This is a genomic window from Verrucomicrobiota bacterium (assembly GCA_016871495.1).
GTDB lineage: Bacteria > Verrucomicrobiota > Verrucomicrobiia > Limisphaerales > VHDF01 > VHDF01.
The window spans coordinates 1-20975 of the sequence record VHDF01000020.1 but is presented as its reverse complement, the minus strand read 5'-3'; the positions used below and the strand labels follow the sequence as shown (position 1 = coordinate 20975).

Genomic DNA, 20975 nt, shown 5'->3' with positions numbered 1-20975 from the left:
AAAATGTTAACGACCCGCATTCCCCCTCCCCTTTTCATGACAAAGGGCTTGTGACCCTCGCGATTCTCAGCCAGCCTGACCCTGAAACGACTGCGGCTCCAATGGAGCTCAAACATGGCCTTCTGCTTATGAGACCACATTCTCCTCACCGTCGGCATGCCACCGCCTCCAAGCGATGCTCCGGCTTCACCCTTATTGAACTTCTCGTCGTGATTGCCATCATCGCCATCCTGGCAGGCATGCTCCTTCCCGCTCTCTCGAAATCCAAAACCAAAGCCCAGGGCATCATGTGCATGAATAACAACAGGCAGCTGATGCTCGCTTGGCGCATGTATGCCGAAGACCAATCCGACCAGGTCGTCCACGGCTATGGCAACCGCCATGGCTGGGTCGGGACCAGCTCTCTCGATCTCAGCGGCTCCAATCCCTCCAATTGGGACGTCACCCGCGATCTCCACAAAAGCCCCCTCTGGCCTTACTGCGGCAACGCCGCCGGTATCTGGCGCTGCCCAGCCGACCTTGCCCGCGTCAAGCCCTCGTCGGGACCCTTCCAAGGCCAGACTGTCCCGCGCGTCCGTAGCCTGGCCATGAATAACTTCGTCGGCGGCAATGGCGAACTGCCCTGGCTTCCGGGACCCAGCCAGGATGGCTGGCCCGCAGGAGTCTGGAAAGTCTTCCGGAAACTCTCCGACATGAACGAACCGGGTCCTTCCAAAACATGGGTGCTCCTGGACGAGCGCGAAGACAGCATCAACGACGGTTTCTGGGTGACCCAAATGAGCGGCTTCCCCAACGCCGCCCAAACCCAAATCGTCGATTTCCCGGCCAGCTACCACAATGGCGCCGCGGGATTCTCCTTCGCGGACGGACATGCCGAAATCCACAAGTGGCTCGATGCCCGCACGATCCCGAAGCTTCGCCGCGGACAAATGCTCGCGCTCGGCGTCTCCACTCCCAACAACAAAGACGTCGTCTGGCTCCAGGAGCGGGCCACCAGCCGGGTTTCAGGTAGATAGACCGAAAGATCCTCGCCCGTCAGGGGCGAGGATGATATTTCCGATGCACGTCCTTGAGCCGTTGGTCCGTGACGTGAGTGTAAACTTCCGTGGTGGCGATGCTCGCGTGACCCAGAAGCTCCTGGATGACCCTCAGATCGGCGCCATGCTCCAAAAGATGGGTCGCGAAACTATGACGCAACATGTGCGGCGTCACCGTCCGCTCGATTCCCGCGCGACGCACGGCATTCCTGACCCGCCGCCACATCGTCACCGGCGACATCTTGCCTCCACGATGGGACAAAAACACCTGCGCCGGAGTGCGGGGATGCACTAACTTCGGCCTGCCCTCGTTCAAGTATCGATGGATCGCGCCGATGGCCGCACGCCCCGCCGGGACCACGCGTTCCTTGTTCCCCTTCCCGATCACCGAAACGAATCCGGCGTCAAGATGCAGTTGTTCCATGCGGATGCCACAGAGTTCGGAAAGTCTCAGGCCGGACGCGTAAGCGAGTTCCAACAGCGCGTGATCGCACAGCCGATGCGCATCCGGCTCCACCGGCGGGGCCAGCAGGCGCTTGATTTCCTCGTGACTAAGCCCCTTCGGCAGCCTTTTCCATCGGCGGGGCAGGCTCAAATGCTGTGCGGGATTTCCGCTCACAAACCCCTCGCGCTCGGCATACTTGTAAAAGGCGCGCAAAGCGGAGATCGAAAGATAAACGGATTCCGTGCTCAAAGGTCCGCGGCGTCGGCGCCCCCGCCCCTCGGACTTCGCGGGCCGCTCCCGTTCGAAGCCGATGAAATCGCGCAGGAGGGACAACTCAACTTGTTTCCATTCGGTCACGCCTCGAGGCTGAGCCCACAGGGCAAAGCGCCCTAAAATAGCGGCGTACGTCTTCACCGTGCGCGGCGACTGCCCGCGTTCGTGACCGCAGTGAAGAAGAAAGTCTTCGATGAGCGTTTCCATCGCGCGGCACCCTACGGACGCGGATGCCAGGAGGCTGCAATCTAATCCCTCGCGGCAGGAAAAGGCAAAGCTTGGAATTGCGCTCGTTCGAGCTCCCTCCTACATTTTCATAGTGAACCTCGCCATCCCTTTCCCGCGACGGCCTTTCCCGTTCCTTCAAGGAACCGGTTCGTTTCGGGGACTCTCGCGAGCGTTTCTGATCGCGATGGTGTTCCTGGTTTACCTCCCGGTTCAGGCAGAAGCTCCAGGGAAGCCCCCACCGTCCGCACTTCCATGGTCCTATCGTCCCTTGCGAAGCCCCACCCCTCCACCCCGCTCAAACAGCCTTCCCGAACAGCAATTCATCGACGCGTTCCTGAATGCCAAGATTCAAGAAAATGGCCTTGCTGCCTCCCCGCCCGCCTCTCGCAGCACCCTGCTCCGCCGGGTGACTTTCGATCTGCTCGGACTTCCCCCCACGCCGGAAGAAGTGGCCCGGTTTGCAAGCGACCCATCTCCCCACGCCTTCGAACGCGTGGTGGATCGCTTGCTCGCCTCGCCGCACTACGGCGAACGCTGGGGCCGCCATTGGATGGATGTCGTTCGATACGCCGACACCGCCGGCGACAATGCGGACTATCCCATTCCCGAAATCTACCGCTACCGCGACTACATCATCGAGTCCTTCAACCAGGACAAGCCTTACCCTCGTTTTGTCGAAGAACAACTGGCGGGGGATGTCCTCGCCCGAACCGCCGCAACCGGGACCGAGCGTGAATCCGCCATTGTCGCCACCGGCTTCTTGGCGCTTTCCCGTCGCTATGGCACCGGGCCTTACGAACTGTGGCACCTCACCTTGGAAAACACGCTGGAAACGATCGGTCAAACTTTCCTCGGATTGAATCTGAAATGCGCGCGATGCCACGACCATAAATCCGATCCGCTCAGCATGCGGGATTACTACGGGCTCTACGGCATCTTCGACAGCACCGAATTCCCCTGGGCGGGATCCGAAGAGGTTCAGTCGAAGCAGTTCAACCGCCAGAAATTCGTCTCTCTGGAATCCGACGCGGCCACGAAATCCAAAACCGACCGCTGGCTCACTCAACTCGAATCTCTCAGGCAACAGGTCCGCGCACTCGAATCCACCAACCTGCCGGCCAAACTTTTGGACGAAACCACGAAAAAGAATCTGGCGGAGCTCAAGAAATCCCTTCGCAATCTGGAAAAACCAGGAATCCCTCCCGATCTCAAGTCCGCTTACGCAGTTCGAGAAGGCACCCCCAAGGACGCCGCCCTGCAGAAGCGAGGCGATCCTGCCCAGTCGGATGGAACCGTTCCGCGTTGCGTGCCCCAAGCCTTCGCCCTTGAATCCCCATGGAGCGTCCCGGCCGGTTCCAGTGGACGCCTCGAACTCGCCCGGTGGCTGACCCACCCACAGCATCCCCTCACGGCCCGTGTCCTGGTGAACCGCATTTGGCATTATCATTTCGGCCAGGGCCTCGTCAACACGCCCAACAACCTCGGAGCCAGCTCCTCACCCCCAAGCCATCCAGAGCTCCTCGATCGGTTGGCCGAGCGATTCATGGAGAGCGGATGGTCCATCAAGTCCCTCCATCGCTGGATCCTCCTCTCGGCTGCCTATCAACGCTCCAGCGAAGCTCACCCGGGTTCCCTGGCCATCGATCCCGGCAACCGATGGTTGTGGAGATTCCCAAGGCGGCGCCTGGAAGCGGAGCCCTTGCGCGACGCGCTCTTGCATGTCTCAGGATTGTGGTCCCGATCGATGCCCGGTGCGCACCCCTTCCCCACCCCTGAGAAGTGGACCTGGACTCAGCACACGCCCTTCAAGGAACGCTACGATCATTCCCACCGTTCCGTCTATCTCATGACCCAGCGCCTGCAAAAACATCCTTTCCTTGGGTTGTTCGATGGGCCCGACCCAAACAGCTCCACTGAATCGCGGCAAGTCTCCACGGTTCCCCAACAAGCGCTCTTCGCGCTCAATCACGATTTCCTCGAACACTGCGCTCGCGCCCTCGCGCTTCGGGTCCGCCGCGAACGCGACTCCGATGCCGAAAGGTTGGCGCGACTCCAGTCCCTGGCGTGGTCCAGACCCCCCGACTCCGCCGAACGGCAAAGGCTGGAACACTGGTTGCGCGAAGGACGCCGCGCCGCACCTGCCACCGGCGCTGAACCCCACGGAGCGACCGCCGAGCTCGAGGTTTGGACCAGTCTCGCCAAGGCGATGCTCAACGCAAACGAGTTCTTATATGTGGATTGACCTCTCCCGACGACGGTTCTTAGGAGCTTGTGCCCAGGCTGGACTGCTGGGCGCCATGTCACCCGTCCGCTTTGCCCAAGCGGCGGCGCTGCATCGGGGACATCCGATGGCGCCTTCTCCGTCCCATTTCCCCGCTCAAGCCGATCAGATGATTGTCTTGTTCTTGACCGGAGGGTTCTCCCACCTCGACACGTTCGATCCCAAACCTCGATTGAACGCGATGCATGGGAAGCCGATTCCGGCATTTGGACTGCGCCCCGACGAAGCGCGTCCGCTTCCCCTCCTGGGCAGCAAATTCGAGTTCAAATCCAGCGGCCAGTCCGGCCTGCCCATCAGCGAGCTCTTCTCCCGGCTTCGAAGCGTCGCGGATGACCTGTGTGTGATCCGGTCGTTGCACACGGATATCGTCGAGCACTTCCAAGCCACGCTGGCGATGCACACCGGCTCGGCTACAGTGCCCATGCCGAGTCTGGGAGCGTGGTTGAGCATGGGATTGGGCACTTTCAATCGCAATTTGCCCGCCTATCTCGTCTTTGCGGAACACCTGCCCTACGCCGGGGCTCAGGTCTGGGACGCCGCCTTCCTTCCCGCGGCGCACCAGGGCGTCCGGCTGGCGCCGGGCGCGAAGCCCATTCCCGATCTCGATCCGCCTCCCAAGCCCGTCGCACTGCGCGAACTCGAGCAACAGATGCTCGATGAACTCAATCGAACCCACGCCCAAACCCGGGCTGAGGATGCCCGTCTGGCTGCCCGCAGCCTGAGTTTCGATATCGCCCGGGGCATGATGAAGGAAGCTCCGGAGGTCTTCGATCTCAGCCGCGAATCCCCTCGCGATCTCGAACTCTATGGAGTCTCGCCCGGGGACAACCGTTCGTTTGCCTGGCAATGCCTCATGACCCGGCGCCTCATCGAGCGCGGGGTGCGCGTCGTGGAAATCATCGACACGGGTTCGCACGACAACTGGGATTCCCACGGGGACATGGAAACGCACCGCCCGAAAGCGAAGCGGGTCGATCAAGCCATCACCGCCCTTCTGCTCGATTTGAAGGCGCGCGGTTTGTTGGAACGAACCCTCGTGGCCATCTGCACCGAGTTCGGGCGCACGCCCTGGAGCGATGGAGGCAATGGCAAAGGCCGCAACCACTACGCCAAGGCATTCACGTCACTGCTCGCGGGCGCGGGGGTGCGGGGAGGCATGACCTATGGCGCCACGGACGAATTCGGCGCCAACATCGTCGACCGTCCCTGTCACGTCCACGACTACCATGCGACGATTCTGCACTTGATGGGTCTGGACCATGAGCGGCTGACCTACCGCTTTGGCGGCCGCGACTTCCGCCTGACCGACGTCTCCGGGCGCGTGTTGAAGGAAATCCTGGCCTAACCCAGTTTCCAGTTCCCCCGGTAGGGCACATCCAGCCAGGCGGCGTTTCCGGCGCCCCCGGCAAACCGCTCCCGCTTGGGATCCCATACCATGCGCTGGCCGTGGTAATAAGCGAGGTTGATCAAATGACAGACCGTCACCGTCCGAGCACCCACCTCCACATCGCAAATAGGCGGCTTCCGGGTGCGGATGCTGTTCAACCAATCCGCCTTGTGATCCGTGCTCGCATAAAGCCGTTCCGCATTCGACTTCAACAGTTCCCGGGCAATGCCTTCGCATTCGGAGGCCGACTCCGACTTCAGTTGAGAGCCCAGCCACAAGGAAAACCTGCCGCGGTCCACCGAGATCTTGCCTTCGCTCCCATGGAAAACCACGCCGTTGCCGTTCGAATGCACCAACTCCACTCCGCTGGCATAACGGGCGCGCACGCCAAAGGATGCCTTGGGATCGGACGCTGGGGTGATTTCCACCGGACCGCTCTGGTCCATCCCCAAGCCCCACTGGGCAATGTCGAAATGATGCGCGCCCCAATCCGTCACCCCGCCCCCGCCGTACTCACGATAACGCCGCCAGTTTGGGAAGTGTTTGTGCACGCCGCGGGGACTCAGCTCGGAATGATAAGGCCGCGAAGGGGCAGGACCCAGCCACAGGTCCCAATTCAAACCCGGCTCCGGAGTTTCGCCCGGCAAATCGCACGGCATGCCCGGACCGCCCACCGAGGCTTCAACCGTGGAGATTCTCCCGATCACGCCGTTCCGAACGAGCTCGCAGGCCACGCGAAATTCCTTGCTCGACCGCTGCATGGAGCCTGTCTGGAAAATGCGCTTGTGCTTGCGGACAGCCTTCACCATGGCGCGAGCCTCGTGAATCGACTGGCAGAGGGGCTTTTCACAGTAAATATCCTTGCCCGCCCTCGCCGCTGCGATGCTGATCAGCGCGTGCCAATGATCGGGGGTTGCGATCACCACGGCATCCACATCCCGGCGGGCCAGCAACTCCCGAAAATCCTCATACGCCTCACAGCCACCTCCTCCCCCCTGTTTGGCAAAATGATCCTTGGCCACCGTCTGCGCCGCCAGCCGCCGCGTGCGATCAACATCGCAAACCGCCACCGTCTGCGTCTGCGGTGTCCGCAGGAAGCCGGACATCAACCCGCGATTCTGGGTGCCCATTCCGATGAAGCCGAGTTGAATGCGGTCATTGGGCGAAACGGCCGCGGACCACACACGCGAAGGGAGAATCAAAGGGGCCGAGACGGCCAAAGCGGCCCTGCCAAGGAAAAGACGGCGTGAGACTGGGGAGATACGCATAATTCAAGGTCAAAGCGGGGCGGTTGGAACCATTCGCGTGAATCGGGGTTTCTACTCTCATCTTAGAGCGGCTGCCGCCGAATGACAACACCAAACCGGGGTGGAGCTGAAAGTCCGGCGCATCCAGAGGTTGTCGGTGATGCAGGTAGGGCGCGTCCGTCCCGGCGCGCCGCCGGAGCATGATGTTTTGCATCCCGTGGGCGGCGGGCTGGGACAGGCCCGCCCTACCAACAACATCGGGATACACGGCTGTAAGTCCGGCGCATCCGCTCGATGTCGGGACGCCCCGTTCACGGCGCTTCCGCTCGCGCCAACCTGCCGCGGCGATCTCCTCCCACTCCATGGCCCACCGTGGGTGGATGCCATCGCCCGGGCAGCACGCTTGCCCGTTGAACCGGCTATGCCCTTTAGAAGCCACGCCTTGAAGCGGCGTGAACGCCGCGCCCCAAGCGCTGCCACGCGCTTCACCGACAACCTATGGATGCACTGCTGTCAATCCACCGGCCTCTTGATGACTCAGGCGCTGGGAGGGTTGCGCTCGCTCCCCGGTTTGGGCGCTTCTCGCTTCGGAGTTTGCGCCGGGGCCTCTCCTTCGGACGACTGCCCGAGGAACGAGGGCAGGTTGAGTCCGACGCTTTTCGCAATCTCGTTCACGGGCAAGACTCCCTTGTACAAATCCTGCACGAACTGGCCGGGCCCGGAGCCGGAAACCCCGCCGTTCATCACCACGATTTTCTCGAAGGCCAGCCCCTTGATCGCCCCCGCTTGGATCTCCGCGATGCGCACAATATTCTCGGCGATGAGGAGCTGCGTGGCGCCGGAAGCGTCTTCGGCAACTTTCAGAAGTTTCTCGAACCCCTGCGCTTTGGCATCAAGCAAAGCCCGTGTGCCTTCCGCCTCGGCGGACAGCTTGGCCTGAATTCCGCTCGCCTCCGCGCCGAGCTTGGCCTTGATTCCTTGCGCTTCACCTTCGGCCACACGCCTGATGCCCTGGGCCTCCGCATCCTTCTGCACAATGTAGGCTGCCGCCTGGCCTTCCTGGAGAATTCTGGCTTGTGCGGCCTTGGCCTCGGAATCAATGCGAAGTCGCTCCTTTTCGATTTCGGCCTTTACGATCTGATCGGCCTGTTGCTGCGCCTGCTCGCGCGCGGCCCGGGCCAGTTCGGCTTCCTGCTGGGCTTTGTAGGATTCCTGGAGCGCGCGAGCTTCGGCCACCATCTGCGCAGCCTCCGTGCGGCGCTTGGCTTCGGCTTGCTCAGTCGCCAGGTCCGCATTGGATTTGGCAATGACCACCTGCGCGGTGTTTTCTCCCTTTCTCGCCTCGGCTTGGGCGTTGGCCACGCGAATGGCCTGTTCACGCTCAGCCTCAGCGCGCCCAATCGCCCCCCGCTGATTTTCCTGCGCCACCTTGATTTGAGCATCGTTGATCGCTTTCGCCGCAGCCTCCTTCCCCAGCGCGTCGATGTAACCGGAGTGATCTTTGATGTCGCGGATGTTGCCGTTGATCATCCGCAAACCCACTTTATGGAGCTCAACCTCAACGCCTTTGGTAATGAGCGAAATCAGCTTTTCACGATCGCTGTTGATCTCCTCAATGCTCATGGAGGCAAACACGACGCGCATTTGTCCCATGATGATCTCGGAAGCCAGTTGCTGAATCTCATCCATGGTGCGGCCCCAGAGACGCGTGGCGGCATTCTGCATCACCTCGGGTTCGGTCGAGATGCCGATGGTAAAGGAGGCCGGCGCATCGATGCGAATGTTCTGGCTGGAAAGCGCCCCCCGAAGCTCAATCTCGATGTTGATGGGCGTCAGGTCGAGGTAGCTGTAGCTCTGGAAAATGGCATCACAAAAGTCGATCCGCCATGATAGCATTTTGAGGAAACCCCGTCCGCCAGCTTGCCAAACACGACCAGGATTCGATCAGGAGGGCACATCCGGTAACGCGAAATCAGGATGATCGCGATGAGCACCAGGAAAACGACGACGATGGAAATGGCGATGACTTGGATCATGATCAGGATGGGGTGGGAACGAAACAGAGTCGGTTTAGAGTGCCTCCACTTGTACGGTATGCGTGTCCACCACGCTGAGAACCTTGACTTTCTCACCGCTCGGGATGGGCTTGCCGGCTGCGGAGATCGCAGCGAGCGTTTGCAAACGCCCGCTGAATGGAACCATCACCTGGCCCCCGGACGCACGGGCAGGCGGAATCGTGACATACACGGTGCCCACCACGCCCACCGCGTCATCAATCCGCGAGGTGCCATCGCTTTTGAGACTATAGATGGCGCGAAACATGGCCACGACCATCGCTAAAATCAGGGACCCGAAAGAACCGCGACCCCGATGGCCGCCGCGAGGGTCAGACCACCGTCCAGGGCCAATCCACCCGCCCAGCCGAAGCCGAGAAAAAAGCCGGTCAGCGGTTTGATGGAGAACACGCCTCCTCCGCCATGGTCCACTCCCCGGGCGACATCAAGGCCATCGTGGTGCTCCATGCCAATCATGGACAACACGGCAATCACCAGCGCAACCAGAGAGGCGAGCAACCCGATGCCAAAAAAGAGCTGCTTGGCGAGTGTAAGTGCGTTCCACCAACCTCCCACCGATTCAATCAAAGCGAGCGTGCTCATCGAATTGAGTGGGATGATAGCGTCCCAGCCGAGCTTGGACATTACAAATTAAGTCCATTATTACGATCAACCTCAACGCACGCCGGGCAAACCTCCCCGCGGTACCGGAACGTCCCACACCGGGAAAGCTGCCATTGAGCCAGGGCCGCATTCCGCGAGCATCCGCCCCGGGAATCAACGACAGAGCCCGCGAGGGCAGGCGCGCCGGAGGTAAAGCCCTGGAGTGGTCGCCCAAAAGAGGATGCAGTCAGTCCGGATCGGGAGAGTCTGACAAACACTTTAATCTATTATATATCAAGTATTTACTGGCTTTGGACGAGAAGTGAGACTCGAAGCGATGAGCGCTGATATCAAGATGGATACTTTGGGGTTCTCGAACGCCCGTGTATCCCGATGTTGTTGGTAGGGCGGGCCTGTCCCAGCCCGCCGCCCACTGGATGCAAAACATCATGCTCCGGCGGCGCGCCGGGACGGACGCGCCCTACCTGCATCACCGGCAACATCGGGATGCACCGCTCGAACGCAGGCCGTGCGAGAACCCATTGACCAAAGCGTGGTCGGAGCACAAGAAGCAGAGCGGGAACAGGCGGATCGAAAGGACCGCTAAAATGCTCGACAGCTTCGCGCTCGTCCCCTGCTTCCACAACGAACCGCGCGCTGGCCAACACCGCCGCCGATGTGAGAGCCCGCTTCAAAATCATTCTGACCGACGCTTTCGCAGCCGCCCTGGCGAAGGAAAAGGAGGCCGATCGCGTTACCAGGGACCCGGAATTCAAATCGGTGGAAAAGAAAATCGCCACTCCGTGTCTGAAATGAAACGTCTCGTGATGTCGGTCGCATGCCGCAACCTACATGACCTCGCCCTCCCGTTCAAGTTGCTCACTTTCGCTCGACGATCTCCCCAAGCGGCCACATCCAAACTGCCGGAGCCTCCCATCGAGCCTCGACAGACAGGACCTCAGCACCCTAAATTTCGGGCACCATCTATGCGCGCCTTCTGTATGATCCTGGCCGTCCTGCTGATGGACCGGTCCTCCGCGTTCGCGTCGACTCTCGCGCCTGATTACTCGCGCGAAATTCGACCCATCCTCGCCGACCATTGCTTCGCGTGCCACGGACCCGACGAAAAAGCCCGCAAGGGCGGACTGCGCCTCGATCTTCGCGACGATGCCCTCCACGGCGGCAAATCGGATGGACCCGCCATCGTCCCGGGCCATCCCGAGAAGAGCGCCCTCCTTCAACGCATTCTCACCACCGACACGGACGACGTCATGCCTCCCACCGGCGAAAAGCATCCGGTCAAAAGCCAGCACACCGAACTGCTGCGTCGATGGATCGCCGCAGGCGCCCCCTACTCCAAACATTGGGCTTTCGAATCCCCCATCAAGAGCCCCCTGCCCTCCCGTCTAAAACAAAACAGCTCCGCCGCCATCGATCATTTCGTTCAGGCGCGCCTGGCGAAAGCAGGTCTCCGGCCTTCTCCCGCCGCCTCCCCTGAACAAATGGCCCGTCGCCTTTACCTCGACCTCATCGGCTTGCCTCCTTCGCCCGCGGAAACCGCCCGCTTTGTCTCCGAAGCCCGGAAGAACCTCGGGACCGCCGTCGAATCCCTGGCGGACCGCCTGCTGGCGAGTGAGCACTTTGGAGAGAAATGGGCGAGGCAATGGCTGGACGCGGCGCGTTACGCGGATTCCAACGGATACGAAAAAGACCTGATGCGCGAGCAGTGGGCGTGGCGGGACTGGGTCATCCAAGCCTACAACCGTGACCTGCCCTATCCCCAGTTCATCGTCGAGCAGATCGCCGGCGACCTCCTGCCCGGACGCACGCAGGATCAACTCATCGCCACCGGCTTCTTTCGGAACGGCATGATCAACGAGGAAGGCGCCATCGTTCCCGAAGAGTTCCGGATGGAGGGCAATTTCGACCGCATGGACACGCTCGGGAAAAGCGTTCTTGGCCTGACTTTGCAATGCGCCCAATGCCATAGCCACAAATTCGACCCCATCTCGCACGAGGAGTATTACGGACTCTTCTCGTTCATCAACAACAGCTATGACGCTCAGTCCCGCGTTTATAACTCCGAGCAACAGGAACGCATCGCCAAACTCCAGGCCACGCTGGACGATGTCGACCGACGTGTCCGCGAGTCGCGTCCGCACTGGGCTGCTGAACTCGACGCTTGGGGCAAGCAGGTCTTGGATACCTCCGACCGGTACGATTGGAAAGTGATCGAGGCGGAGGATCTCCATTCCACGTCTGAATTGAACCATCCCACCACCCTCCCGGATGGCTCCATACTGACCTTGGGACACCGCACCGTTTCTGGCGACGTGTACATGATCGCCCAACCGGCGATGGAGAACATCACAGGGTTGCGATTGGAGATCTTCACGCACGGCGATTTGCCCTACGACGGCCCGGGCCGAAGCTTTCTTGGCACCTGGGCACTCTCCGAACTCATCGTCGAGGCGAAAAGGCCCGGCAGCAACCAATGGACCGCGCTTCGACTCGCCCAAGCCACCGCGGATTTCTCGGAGCCCGATGGCTCGATGGAGCCGGAATGGAGCAACAAGTCGCTCGACAAGGATGGCAAGCGCCGGCGAGGTCCGGTCGCTTATCTGATCGACACCAACGACCTGACGGGCTGGCGCGCGGATCGCGGACGAGGCCGGCGCCACACCGAGTCCGTCGCCGTCGTTCAATTTGAAACGCCGCAAACGCTTCCACGCGGCACCAAACTCAAGTTTTCGCTGCGCATGAATCATGGCGGGGACAACAACGGGGACAAAAACACCATGGTCGGAAGGTTCCGTCTCTCCACCACCACTCATCCCCATCCTTCGGCTCCGCCTGTCGATTACGCGGCGATCCTCGCCCTGCGCGTCCCCGAAGCCAGGCGCACCGACAAACAACGTCGCACCCTGTTCGCGGCCTGGCGCCACTCCGTCCCCGCACTGAAATCATTCAACGAAGAGGCCGAAGCCGCCTGGAAGCCCTATCCGGACCCTGTCACCTCGATCCTCCACCTCGCCGAGCGCGGCCCCGAAGACCCACGCGAAACAAGACGCCTCGATCGCGGGCAATGGAACCGCCCGAAAGAAACCGTCCGTCCTCAGGTGCCCGCGGTTTTGCATCCGATCGAACCCGGCAACCTTCCCCGCCGACTGGCTTTCGCGCAATGGCTCGTGGACCAACGCTCACCCCTCGCCGCCCGCGTGGCCGTGAACCGGGTGTGGCAGGCCCTCTTCGGACGCGGCTTGGTCGAGACCTCGGAAGATTTCGGATTGCGCGGAGCCGAGCCCTCTCACCCGGAATTGCTCGACTGGCTGGCGGTCGATTTCATGGAAAAAGGCTGGAGCCATAAACAGCTGATCCGGGGAATCGTGACCTCGGCCACTTACCGCCAATCCTCCCGCGTCACTCCCGAACAACAGGAAAAGGATCCCGGCAACCAGTGGCTCGCGCGCGGGCCACGCTTCCGTGCCGAGGCCGAAGTGATCCGCGACATCGCCCTCGCCGCTTCAGGATTGCTTTCCCCATGCATCGGAGGACCAAGCATTTTTCCCCCGGTGCCTCAAAACGTGCTGGATTTCAATTTTTTCGGAATGGACTACTGGATTCCAGCGCAGGGACCGGAGCGTTACCGCCGGTCGCTCTATGTGTTTCGCAAGCGGTCGATGCCGGATCCCGCGCTTTCCACATTTGACGCTCCGAACGCCGACACATCCTGCGCCCGCCGGCCCCGCTCCAACACGCCGCTGGCCGCGCTTGCTTCTCTGAACGAACCGGTGTTTGTCGAAGCTTCGCAAGCCCTCGCGCTGCGCATCCTCCGTGAAGGCGGTGCCACGGATGCCCGGCGAGCCGACTACGCGTACCAACTTTGCGTCGGACGCGCCCCGCGTCCTTCCGAAAAACAAGCGTTGCTGGAACTCCTGGATTCCCGCCGGAAGAAGATCTCCGAAGGCTGGCTGAATGCCAACGAACTCGCCACCGGCGACCCTTCCCGGCGAGCCTCGCTTCCCGAAAAGACCACCCCCCGGGACGCGGCGGCATGGGCGGTCGCTTCGCGCGTGCTCCTCAATCTCGACGAAACTCTGACCAAGCATTGATTATGAACTTAGCCCAAGAAATCCGGCGGGAAACGGCCAGGCTCATCACGCGCCGATGGTTCTTCCGGGATTGCGGCGTCGGCATGGCCGCCCTGGCCACTCAATCACTCCTGGCTCGCGAAAAGCGTCCGTCGAAATCGCCCGGCAATCCCCTCGCCCCGCGAGCGCCCCATTTCCAAGGCAAAGCCAAGCGCGTCATTTATCTGTTCCAGGCGGGTGCCCCCAGCCATTTGGAATTGTTCGACCCCAAACCCGAACTGACCAAACGCGACGGACAACTCCCGCCCGCGGATCTTCTGAAGGATTACCGGGCCGCCTTCATTAAACCGAACTCGGCCTTGCTCGGTCCGAAATACAAATTCGCGCCGCGCGGCCAGTGCGGGATGGAACTGAGCGAAATCCTCCCGTTCACCTCCGAAGTCGCCGATGAACTCTGCCTCGTGCGAACGATGCAGACCGAGGCCGTCAATCACGCGCCGGCCCAGATCATGATGAACACCGGCTCGCAGATTTTCGGCCGGCCCAGTTTCGGTTCCTGGACGCTCTACGGCCTCGGATCCGAGGGTGAGAATCTGCCCGGGTATGTCGTGTTGACATCCGCCAAAGGAACCAGCGGCGGTGCCAGCAATTACGGGTGCGGATTCCTGCCCACGCTTTACTCGGGCATTCCCTTGCGTCCGACCGGCGATCCCCTTCTCTATTTGTCCAATCCCCGGGGCTTCGACCTGGAAACCCAGCGCGCCTCGCTCGACACCCTCCGCGAGCTCAATCAGGCCTCACTGAACGTAAACGGCGATCCCGAAACCGCCGCGCGCATCCAGAACTACGAGATGGCCTATCAACTTCAAACGAGCGCGCCGGAATTGCTCGATCTCTCCAAAGAACCCCGGCACGTGCTCGATCTCTACGGCATCCAAGATCCCAAACAACCCGGTTTTGCGCGGAATTGCCTCCTCGCCCGGCGCCTGGCCGAACGGGGCGTCCGCTTCGTGCAACTCTTCCATGAAGCGTGGGACCAGCACGGCAATCTCACCAAGGCCATCAAACAGAACTGCGTGGACACCGACCGCGCCAGCGCGGCCTTGATCAAGGATCTGAAACAAAAGGGACTTCTCGACAGCACAATCGTCCTCTGGGGCGGGGAGTTTGGCCGCACCCCCATGGTGCAAGGCGGCAACGACGGACGCGACCATCACAACCGCGCTTTCAGTATCTGGATGGCCGGGGGAGGCCTGAAGCGCGGACACGTCCATGGCGAATCCGACGAACTCGGGTTCAATGCGGTTCGCGACGCGGTCCACGTGCACGACTTGCATGCCACGCTGCTTCACCTGCTGGGATTCGACCACCGCAAGCTCTCCCACCGTTTTCAAGGCCTGGACATGCGATTGACCGGAATCGCCGGAGAAGTCGTGCCAGGCCTGCTCGCCTGAACCGGATCCCTCCGCCGGGCTTGGCATGGCCACGCCGGCGGTGCATCAAGAGGTTGTCGGTGACCGGGTTGTCCTGGTCACGCAGGCAGCCCTGTCTGCTGTTTCGCAGGCTGCCCAGCCTGCGGGGCGACGAAGGGACTAGCCCGCATATTTCATACTGAGCTTGAATCCGCGACAGTGCGCCGCGTGAGGGCACGCGGCCTACAATCTCGACTGCCTCCGTGTTTGTAGGCCCGGTGTCCTCACCGGGCGTCCCGTGCATGAAATAGGCTCTCCAGGCGCCTGGAGAGCATGGAAGGGCCTGGTTCTTCACCCGCCGGGCCGTCGGCGAGACGGCAGGCTGGGCAGCCTGCGCCACACTCCAGACAACTTCGGGATGCACCGCCAGGCTGGAAGGCCACGTTTTGTGGCTTGCCGGAAGTCGCGCCTCGCCGCCATGATTCGGGAGCGTTTTATCGAAATCCTATGCAACAGCCTTCGTCCGACCAACCGCTGCAAAGCCTCGAAGAATGGGAAGAATTTGTCAAAGAGCGGTACCCCGAACCCGCGACGACCGCGGTGGCGACCACTCCCTTTAAAGCGACCGACCCAGCCAAGAAGAAGGAACAGTTCCGAAACTACGAAGCCAACGCCCGCCCCTCCGTCCGCGAATTCTACCGGCAAAACCATCATCGGCAAACCTACGATTTCGTCCTCTCCAAGAAGAAAGATTTCCTCTCCCTCCGTCGCAAGCAGATGGGGATCTGGGAGGCCATGGAGTTCCTCAACACCCTGGTCGATGACAGCGATCCCGATACGGATCTGTCCCAGTTGCAACACCTGCTCCAAACCGCGGAGCAAATCCGGCAGGACGGTCACCCACGCTGGTTTATCCTGGCAGGCCTGGTTCATGATCTCGGCAAGATCCTCTGCCTCTATGGCGAACCCCAATGGGCGGTGGTGGGCGATACGTTCCCTGTCGGCTGCGCCTACTCCGACACCATCGTTTTCCATCCTTTCTTCCACGACAATCCAGACTCCAAGGAGTCCCGGTTCCAAACCAGCCTGGGCGTGTATAAAAATGGTTGCGGACTGGATAACGTCCACATTTCCTGGGGCCACGACGAATACATTTATCACGTGACCAAGGATTACCTGCCGCAGGAAGCGCTCTACATGCTGCGTTACCATTCTTTTTACCCGTGGCATCGGGAAGGCGCCTATCAACACCTGCTCAACGACCAGGATCGCGCCAACCTCAAATGGGTCCAGGCGTTCAACCCCTACGATCTTTACACCAAGAGCCATGAAGCTCCGGATGTGGAGAAACTGCGCCCCTTCTACGACGATTTGATCGCCGAGTATTTCCCCAAAACGATTCGATGGTGAGGGCGAAACAACTCGACACGGCACTCCCCTCCCCTCAACCGCCTGCCGAAATCAGCACTCCATGGTGGCGAGACCGCCCACCCCGACGCTCCTCTCCTTTTCCACCCCACATCCCAGGCTGTCGCGGCCAACCAGCCTTCCGCCCTCGCCAAAACCGCATGCCTTCCCACCCCGCCTGCCCGTCCCTCAATCCATCGATTCTCGAATGGATCCGCCATTTCCCGAAGGATGCCCCCCGGGAAGAAGAGTTTGATCGACTGGCTTTGGGCCTGTTTGCCCGGCAATGGGAACAAGTCACTCCCTATCGCCGCTGGATTCAATCCCGGCAAAAGAAGGAGGCAACACCAGGACACTGGACCGAAATACCCGCGATTCCCCTCGCCGCTTTCAAGGAACAGAACCTCCGCGCGTTTCCCGACGAAGAAACGATCGCGACCTTTCATTCCAGCGGAACCACCGGAGCGACGCCAAGCCGGCACCATCACCATGCGGCCTCGCTGGACGTCTATGAAGTTTCACTGTGGCGCGGATTCCAGCACGCGGTGCTCGCCCCCTCCCTTCAGAGCGCTCACCTGCTTTGTCTCAGCCCCTCCCCACGGCAGTCGCCACACTCCTCGCTCGTTCACATGTTCGAGACGGTAAAGCAGCGGCACCCCTGGATCCGCGCGGAATATGTGGCCATGGCCGATCCGGCAGGCCTCTGGCATCTCGATTTGAAGCGACTGAGCGACGCCCTGCACCGCTCCTGCCACGACGGAGTTCCTGCGCTGCTCCTGGGAACAGCGTTCATGTTCGTCCATGCCCTGGAATATTTCGCCCGGGCAGGCCTGACCTTTTCACTCCCGCCGGGATCGGGGTTGATGGAGACCGGAGGCTACAAGGGACGCTCCCACGCATGGCCGAAGGAACTCTTGCATGACCGGCTCTCGAAGTTCCTGGGCCTGCCGCGCGAGCAAATCCTATGCGAATATGGCATGTGCGAACTCAGCTCCCAAGCCTACGACGCCGCCGGAGGCCTCGCCCCGTCCGCAAACCGCCGTTTTCAATTCCCTCCCTGGGCCCGCATCCAAGTCGTTTCTCCAGAGACCGAGCGTCCGGTTCCAGACGGCGAAACGGGACTGCTTCGCGTCTTGGATCTCGCCAACGTGGGCTCCGTGTGCGCGCTTCAAACGGAAGATCTCGTCATCGCCCACGGCCAGTCCTTCGAACTGCGGGGACGCTCCGCGAACGCCGAACCCCGGGGATGCAGTCTGAGCGCGCCCTGATGCTATTCGAGTGGATGCGATATGGAATTCCCCGCCCTGTATCTCGCTGACATGCCGCCCGAGGCGGTCCTGGATCCTCGCATCGTGCGCGAGGCGTCCATTGCGGTGAAAAGAAACCGCGCCCGGTACCTCGAAACGATGAGTACTTCCTCTCTCGTTTCCCTCATCGCCTCGCTCGGGGAGGAATGCCGGCATCCCACCAATCCGTTTCGGCAGCGGATGCTCACCCAGGGTCCCGCCCATACCGGTCTTTCTCCGGCTTCGCTGGCCTCGGGATTGGACCGCTTTTTCGAATCGCTCACGCGAGACTCGATCCTGGATCTCCTGCGCCAGGACTTGGGACACGAGCGCCGCCTGGACGAAATCTGCTCCACACCCGTGGAACAGCGCGCGAATAAATCGTCGGTCGCGACGGGGCCCGAGATGATCGGGCACATCACTCCGCGGCTGCTGCCGGTTTCCGCGCTGCAGTCGATGGTACTCGGACTGCTGGCCAAGTCCTCCCAATTTTTCCGTTGTTCTCCTGGAACCTCGCTGATTCCGCGCGTTTTCGCGCATGCCCTGCATGCTCTGGATTCACGCGTTGGATCCTGCCTCGAATTCGCCGAATGGTCTTCGGAACAACAGGAGCTCACCGATGCCTTGATCGCCGAATCCGGCTGCGTGACCGCGGCGGGCCAGGACGAAACGCTGATAAGCATCCGTTCGCGTGTGCCGGCGGGAGTGCGGTTCCTCGGCTTCGGCAACCGGCTCAGTTTCGCGTTCATCAGCAAAGACCTGCTGGTCCCCCACAATCTCGGCCGCCTGGCGGGCAAAGCGGCGGCAGACGTGGCCACGTGGGATCAATTGGGCTGTCTTTCCCCGCAGGTGATCTACGTCGAGGAAGGCGGCGCCGCCAGTCCGGAGTCCTTCGCGGAGAAGCTCGCGCAGGAATTGGATCGGGTCGAATCGGAGGAGCCACGCGCAGTGCTCGCGCCCGAAGTGTCGGCCACCATCACGCGGCTGCGAGGGCTTTACGAAATCCGGGCCTCGGCAGGCACCGGCACGCAACTCTGGAAAAGCGAGAATTCCACCGCCTGGACCGTCATCTTCGAACAAGACCCTCAGTTTCAGAAGTCCTGCTTGCACCGCTTCATTTATGTCAAGGGGGTGAGGTCGGTGGACGACATGCTCCAGGCGGCGGACGTCGTGCGGGGCCAAGTTTCGACCGTGGGCCTCGCCGTCCATGACGGGGACGCGCCGGAAATCGTGTACCGCCTCGCGCGATGGGGCGTTAGCCGTGTCTGTCCTCTGGGCCGCATGCAGCAACCTCCGGCAGCGTGGCGCCACGACGGACGTCTTGGCCTGGCGGAACTCGTCCAGTGGACCGATTGGGAACATTGAACTGTCGATGAAAATGGAATTGCGAAAGACCTTTCAATTCGAAGCGGCGCATCGCCTGCCGCTGCTGCCGTCCACCCACAAGTGCCACCGGTTGCACGGGCACAGTTTCCGAGTGGAGGTGGCCGTCGAAGGGGAATGCGATCCGCGCCTGGGCTGGGTCATGGATTACGCCGATATCAAGGAAGCCTTTCGCCCGCTCATGGCGCAATTGGACCACCATTACTTGAACGAAGTGCCGGGGCTGGAAAACCCCACGAGCGAGAACTTGGCCCGCTGGATTTGGGAAAGGCTGAAGCCGGGGTTGCCCTTGCTTTCGGAGGTGCTGGTGGCGGAGACCTGCGCCTCTCGCTGCGTCTATCGGGGACCGGGCTGAGTCCCCGGGCGATTCCCGCGGAGGGTCGCGGACCCAAACCGGATTAGGCCTCGGCGGATTCCTCCACCTCGATTTCCTGAGGGCTGCCGTTGCGTCCGGCGTAATCGTTCAACTTGTTGCGCAGGGTGCGGATGCTGATATCCAGCATTTTCGCGGCCAGCGTGCGGTTGCCTCCGACACGCTCCAATTCACGCTCCTGAAGCACGCGCAGGAGTTTGGCTTGGATCGACGGCGAAACCTCGCTGACCTCATCGAGCAGGATCGTGCCGCCGTGAGCCAGCTCGAACCGGCCTTCCCGCTTCGACAAGGCGCCGGTAAATGAACCCTTCTCGTGCCCCAAAAACTCGCTCTCGATCAAATTCTCGGGAACCGCCGCGCAATTCATTTTGATAAAAGCCGCTCCGGCGCGCGGGCTCTGCCGGTAGAGGGCGCGCGCCACGAGCTCCTTGCCCGTGCCGCTTTCCCCTTGAATCAACACGGTCGCCTGGGTGGGAGCCACTTTGCGGATCAATTGCCGGAGCTGCTCCATGGCCGCACTGCGTCCCAGCAATTCGCCGCCCCCGTCTTGCCCCTCATCGTGATTGAAAAACCGGTTGACCTTGACCAGCTGGTTGTATTGCTCGGCTTTCTTCAGCGTGAAATCAAGCTGGGCAGGCGTGTAGGGCTTCGCCAGATAATCGATGGCCCCGTTGCGCATGCATTCCACCGCGGACTGAATGTTGCCGAAATTCGACATCATCACCAGCAGGGGCTGGGATGGACGTCCCTGCATCGTGGCCAACAGGGACGAACCGTCCCCGTCCGGCAGCCGGATATCCACCATCATGAGGTCGAAGGAGTCGCGCGCGAGCTTCTCCTCCGCCTCGGCAAGGGTTTCCGCGCTCACGACGTCATAACGCCTCTCGCGAAGCTGCAGCTCGAGGTTCTTGCGGAAGATAGAATCGTCTTCGAGGACCAGGATTTTCTCGATCGGCATCGGAAGAGGGGGCTGGGAACTCAGGCGCCCCGCGAAGGAGGCGCATGCCGTCGGTAGGTATGAGCGACGAATCCAGACTCTTGACCGCGAGCGGAAGACTGGGCGCGGGGCGGGAGCAGCCCTTTGCGCAACAACCCCTGCTCGTTGTCCCGATCCATCGTTAGAATTTTTAAGACCATTCCCTGGTTGGACCGGATTTGCGCCGCGATTTCCTGATGGCGACCGCGTTCGCGAAGGTCCAACTTGCTCCAGGCTCAGACATCCTGACCTCGGGTGGAATCAGGATGAGCCGACCTGGCGGTAGATGAGACGGAGTTGGGTGGTCGGAAAGACGGTTTCTATTTCATTGAGGAGGATGCACATCTGGTGGATGGCGGCGTCCTGCAGCGTGTAATGCTCACGCGTATGTCGCAACAGTCCCTCCGACAGCAGCGCAGGCAAGGCCAGCAGGACTCCCCCGTTGGCGACATCATCGGCGGCGGCAAACTCCAAGAATCAGTCCGCGAGCCT

At 61.4% G+C, this 20975-nt stretch carries 13 protein-coding genes and 2 pseudogenes; 9 read left to right on the top strand and 6 right to left on the bottom strand.

Translation table 11 applies throughout. From position 1 onward, the window contains the following. Positions 1-128 precede the first annotated feature (128 nt). Entirely contained in the window at positions 129-1016 is an 888-nt protein-coding gene (locus FJ404_06580) for a type II secretion system protein (protein ID MBM3822535.1), read from the top strand. Positions 1017-1035: 19 nt separating this feature from the next. Here the strand turns inward: FJ404_06580 and FJ404_06575 are convergent, their stop codons facing one another. After that, positions 1036-1962 (bottom strand): tyrosine recombinase, encoded by a 927-nt coding sequence (locus tag FJ404_06575; protein MBM3822534.1) that lies wholly within the window; start codon positions 1960-1962, stop codon positions 1036-1038. On the opposite strand from FJ404_06575, the gene FJ404_06570 reads away from it, so the two are divergent. Both FJ404_06570 and FJ404_06565 read left to right on the top strand, forming a co-directional pair. Beyond that, on the top strand, positions 1949-4225 hold the full coding sequence (locus FJ404_06570) for a DUF1553 domain-containing protein (protein MBM3822533.1): 2277 nt from the start codon (positions 1949-1951) through the stop codon (positions 4223-4225). The two genes, FJ404_06575 and FJ404_06570, sit on opposite strands and share 14 nt — an antisense overlap. After that, a complete protein-coding gene (locus FJ404_06565) occupies positions 4215-5609 on the top strand; it encodes a DUF1501 domain-containing protein (GenBank protein MBM3822532.1) in 1395 nt (464 codons plus the stop codon). The genes FJ404_06570 and FJ404_06565 overlap by 11 nt, the downstream gene beginning before the upstream one ends. Here the strand turns inward: FJ404_06565 and FJ404_06560 are convergent. From FJ404_06560 to FJ404_06550, 3 genes and pseudogenes are all read right to left on the bottom strand, one after another. Further along, positions 5606-6919: a Gfo/Idh/MocA family oxidoreductase gene (locus tag FJ404_06560; protein ID MBM3822531.1), complete on the bottom strand. Its 1314-nt coding sequence runs from the start codon at positions 6917-6919 to the stop codon at positions 5606-5608. The two genes, FJ404_06565 and FJ404_06560, sit on opposite strands and share 4 nt — an antisense overlap. 516 nt (positions 6920-7435) lie before the next feature. Beyond that, positions 7436-8934, bottom strand: a pseudogene (locus FJ404_06555) (flotillin family protein). A 34-nt stretch (positions 8935-8968) separates the two neighbouring features. Continuing rightward, positions 8969-9555, bottom strand: a pseudogene (locus FJ404_06550) (hypothetical protein). Between the two features lie 986 nt (positions 9556-10541). Between FJ404_06550 and FJ404_06545 the strand changes: the two are divergent. From FJ404_06545 to queD, 6 genes are all read left to right on the top strand, one after another. Continuing rightward, complete coding sequence (locus FJ404_06545) at positions 10542-13667, top strand: DUF1553 domain-containing protein (GenBank protein MBM3822530.1); 3126 nt, start codon at positions 10542-10544, stop codon at positions 13665-13667. A 2-nt stretch (positions 13668-13669) separates the two neighbouring features. Continuing rightward, positions 13670-15100 carry a DUF1501 domain-containing protein gene (locus FJ404_06540; protein ID MBM3822529.1) on the top strand — a complete coding sequence of 477 codons (1431 nt, stop codon included), beginning with the start codon at positions 13670-13672 and terminating at the stop codon, positions 15098-15100. A 465-nt stretch (positions 15101-15565) separates the two neighbouring features. Beyond that, the gene (locus tag FJ404_06535; GenBank protein MBM3822528.1) at positions 15566-16468 is read left to right on the top strand and encodes an inositol oxygenase; all 903 of its coding nucleotides are present in this window, start codon (positions 15566-15568) and stop codon (positions 16466-16468) included. Further along, positions 16462-17733: a hypothetical protein gene (locus tag FJ404_06530; protein MBM3822527.1), complete on the top strand. Its 1272-nt coding sequence runs from the start codon at positions 16462-16464 to the stop codon at positions 17731-17733. Before FJ404_06535 ends, FJ404_06530 begins: the two co-directional genes overlap by 7 nt. A gap of 21 nt (positions 17734-17754) precedes the next feature. Next, positions 17755-19116: a hypothetical protein gene (locus tag FJ404_06525; GenBank protein MBM3822526.1), complete on the top strand. Its 1362-nt coding sequence runs from the start codon at positions 17755-17757 to the stop codon at positions 19114-19116. A 13-nt stretch (positions 19117-19129) separates the two neighbouring features. Then, positions 19130-19489: a 6-carboxytetrahydropterin synthase QueD gene (queD, locus tag FJ404_06520; protein MBM3822525.1), complete on the top strand. Its 360-nt coding sequence runs from the start codon at positions 19130-19132 to the stop codon at positions 19487-19489. 43 nt (positions 19490-19532) lie between these two features. On the opposite strand, the gene FJ404_06515 is transcribed toward queD, so the two are convergent. Both FJ404_06515 and FJ404_06510 read right to left on the bottom strand, forming a co-directional pair. After that, positions 19533-20465 (bottom strand): response regulator, encoded by a 933-nt coding sequence (locus FJ404_06515; GenBank protein ID MBM3822524.1) that lies wholly within the window; start codon positions 20463-20465, stop codon positions 19533-19535. Between the two features lie 279 nt (positions 20466-20744). After that, positions 20745-20957, bottom strand: a complete 213-nt coding sequence (locus tag FJ404_06510; protein MBM3822523.1) for a hypothetical protein — start codon at positions 20955-20957, stop codon at positions 20745-20747. Positions 20958-20975: the final 18 nt, after the last annotated feature.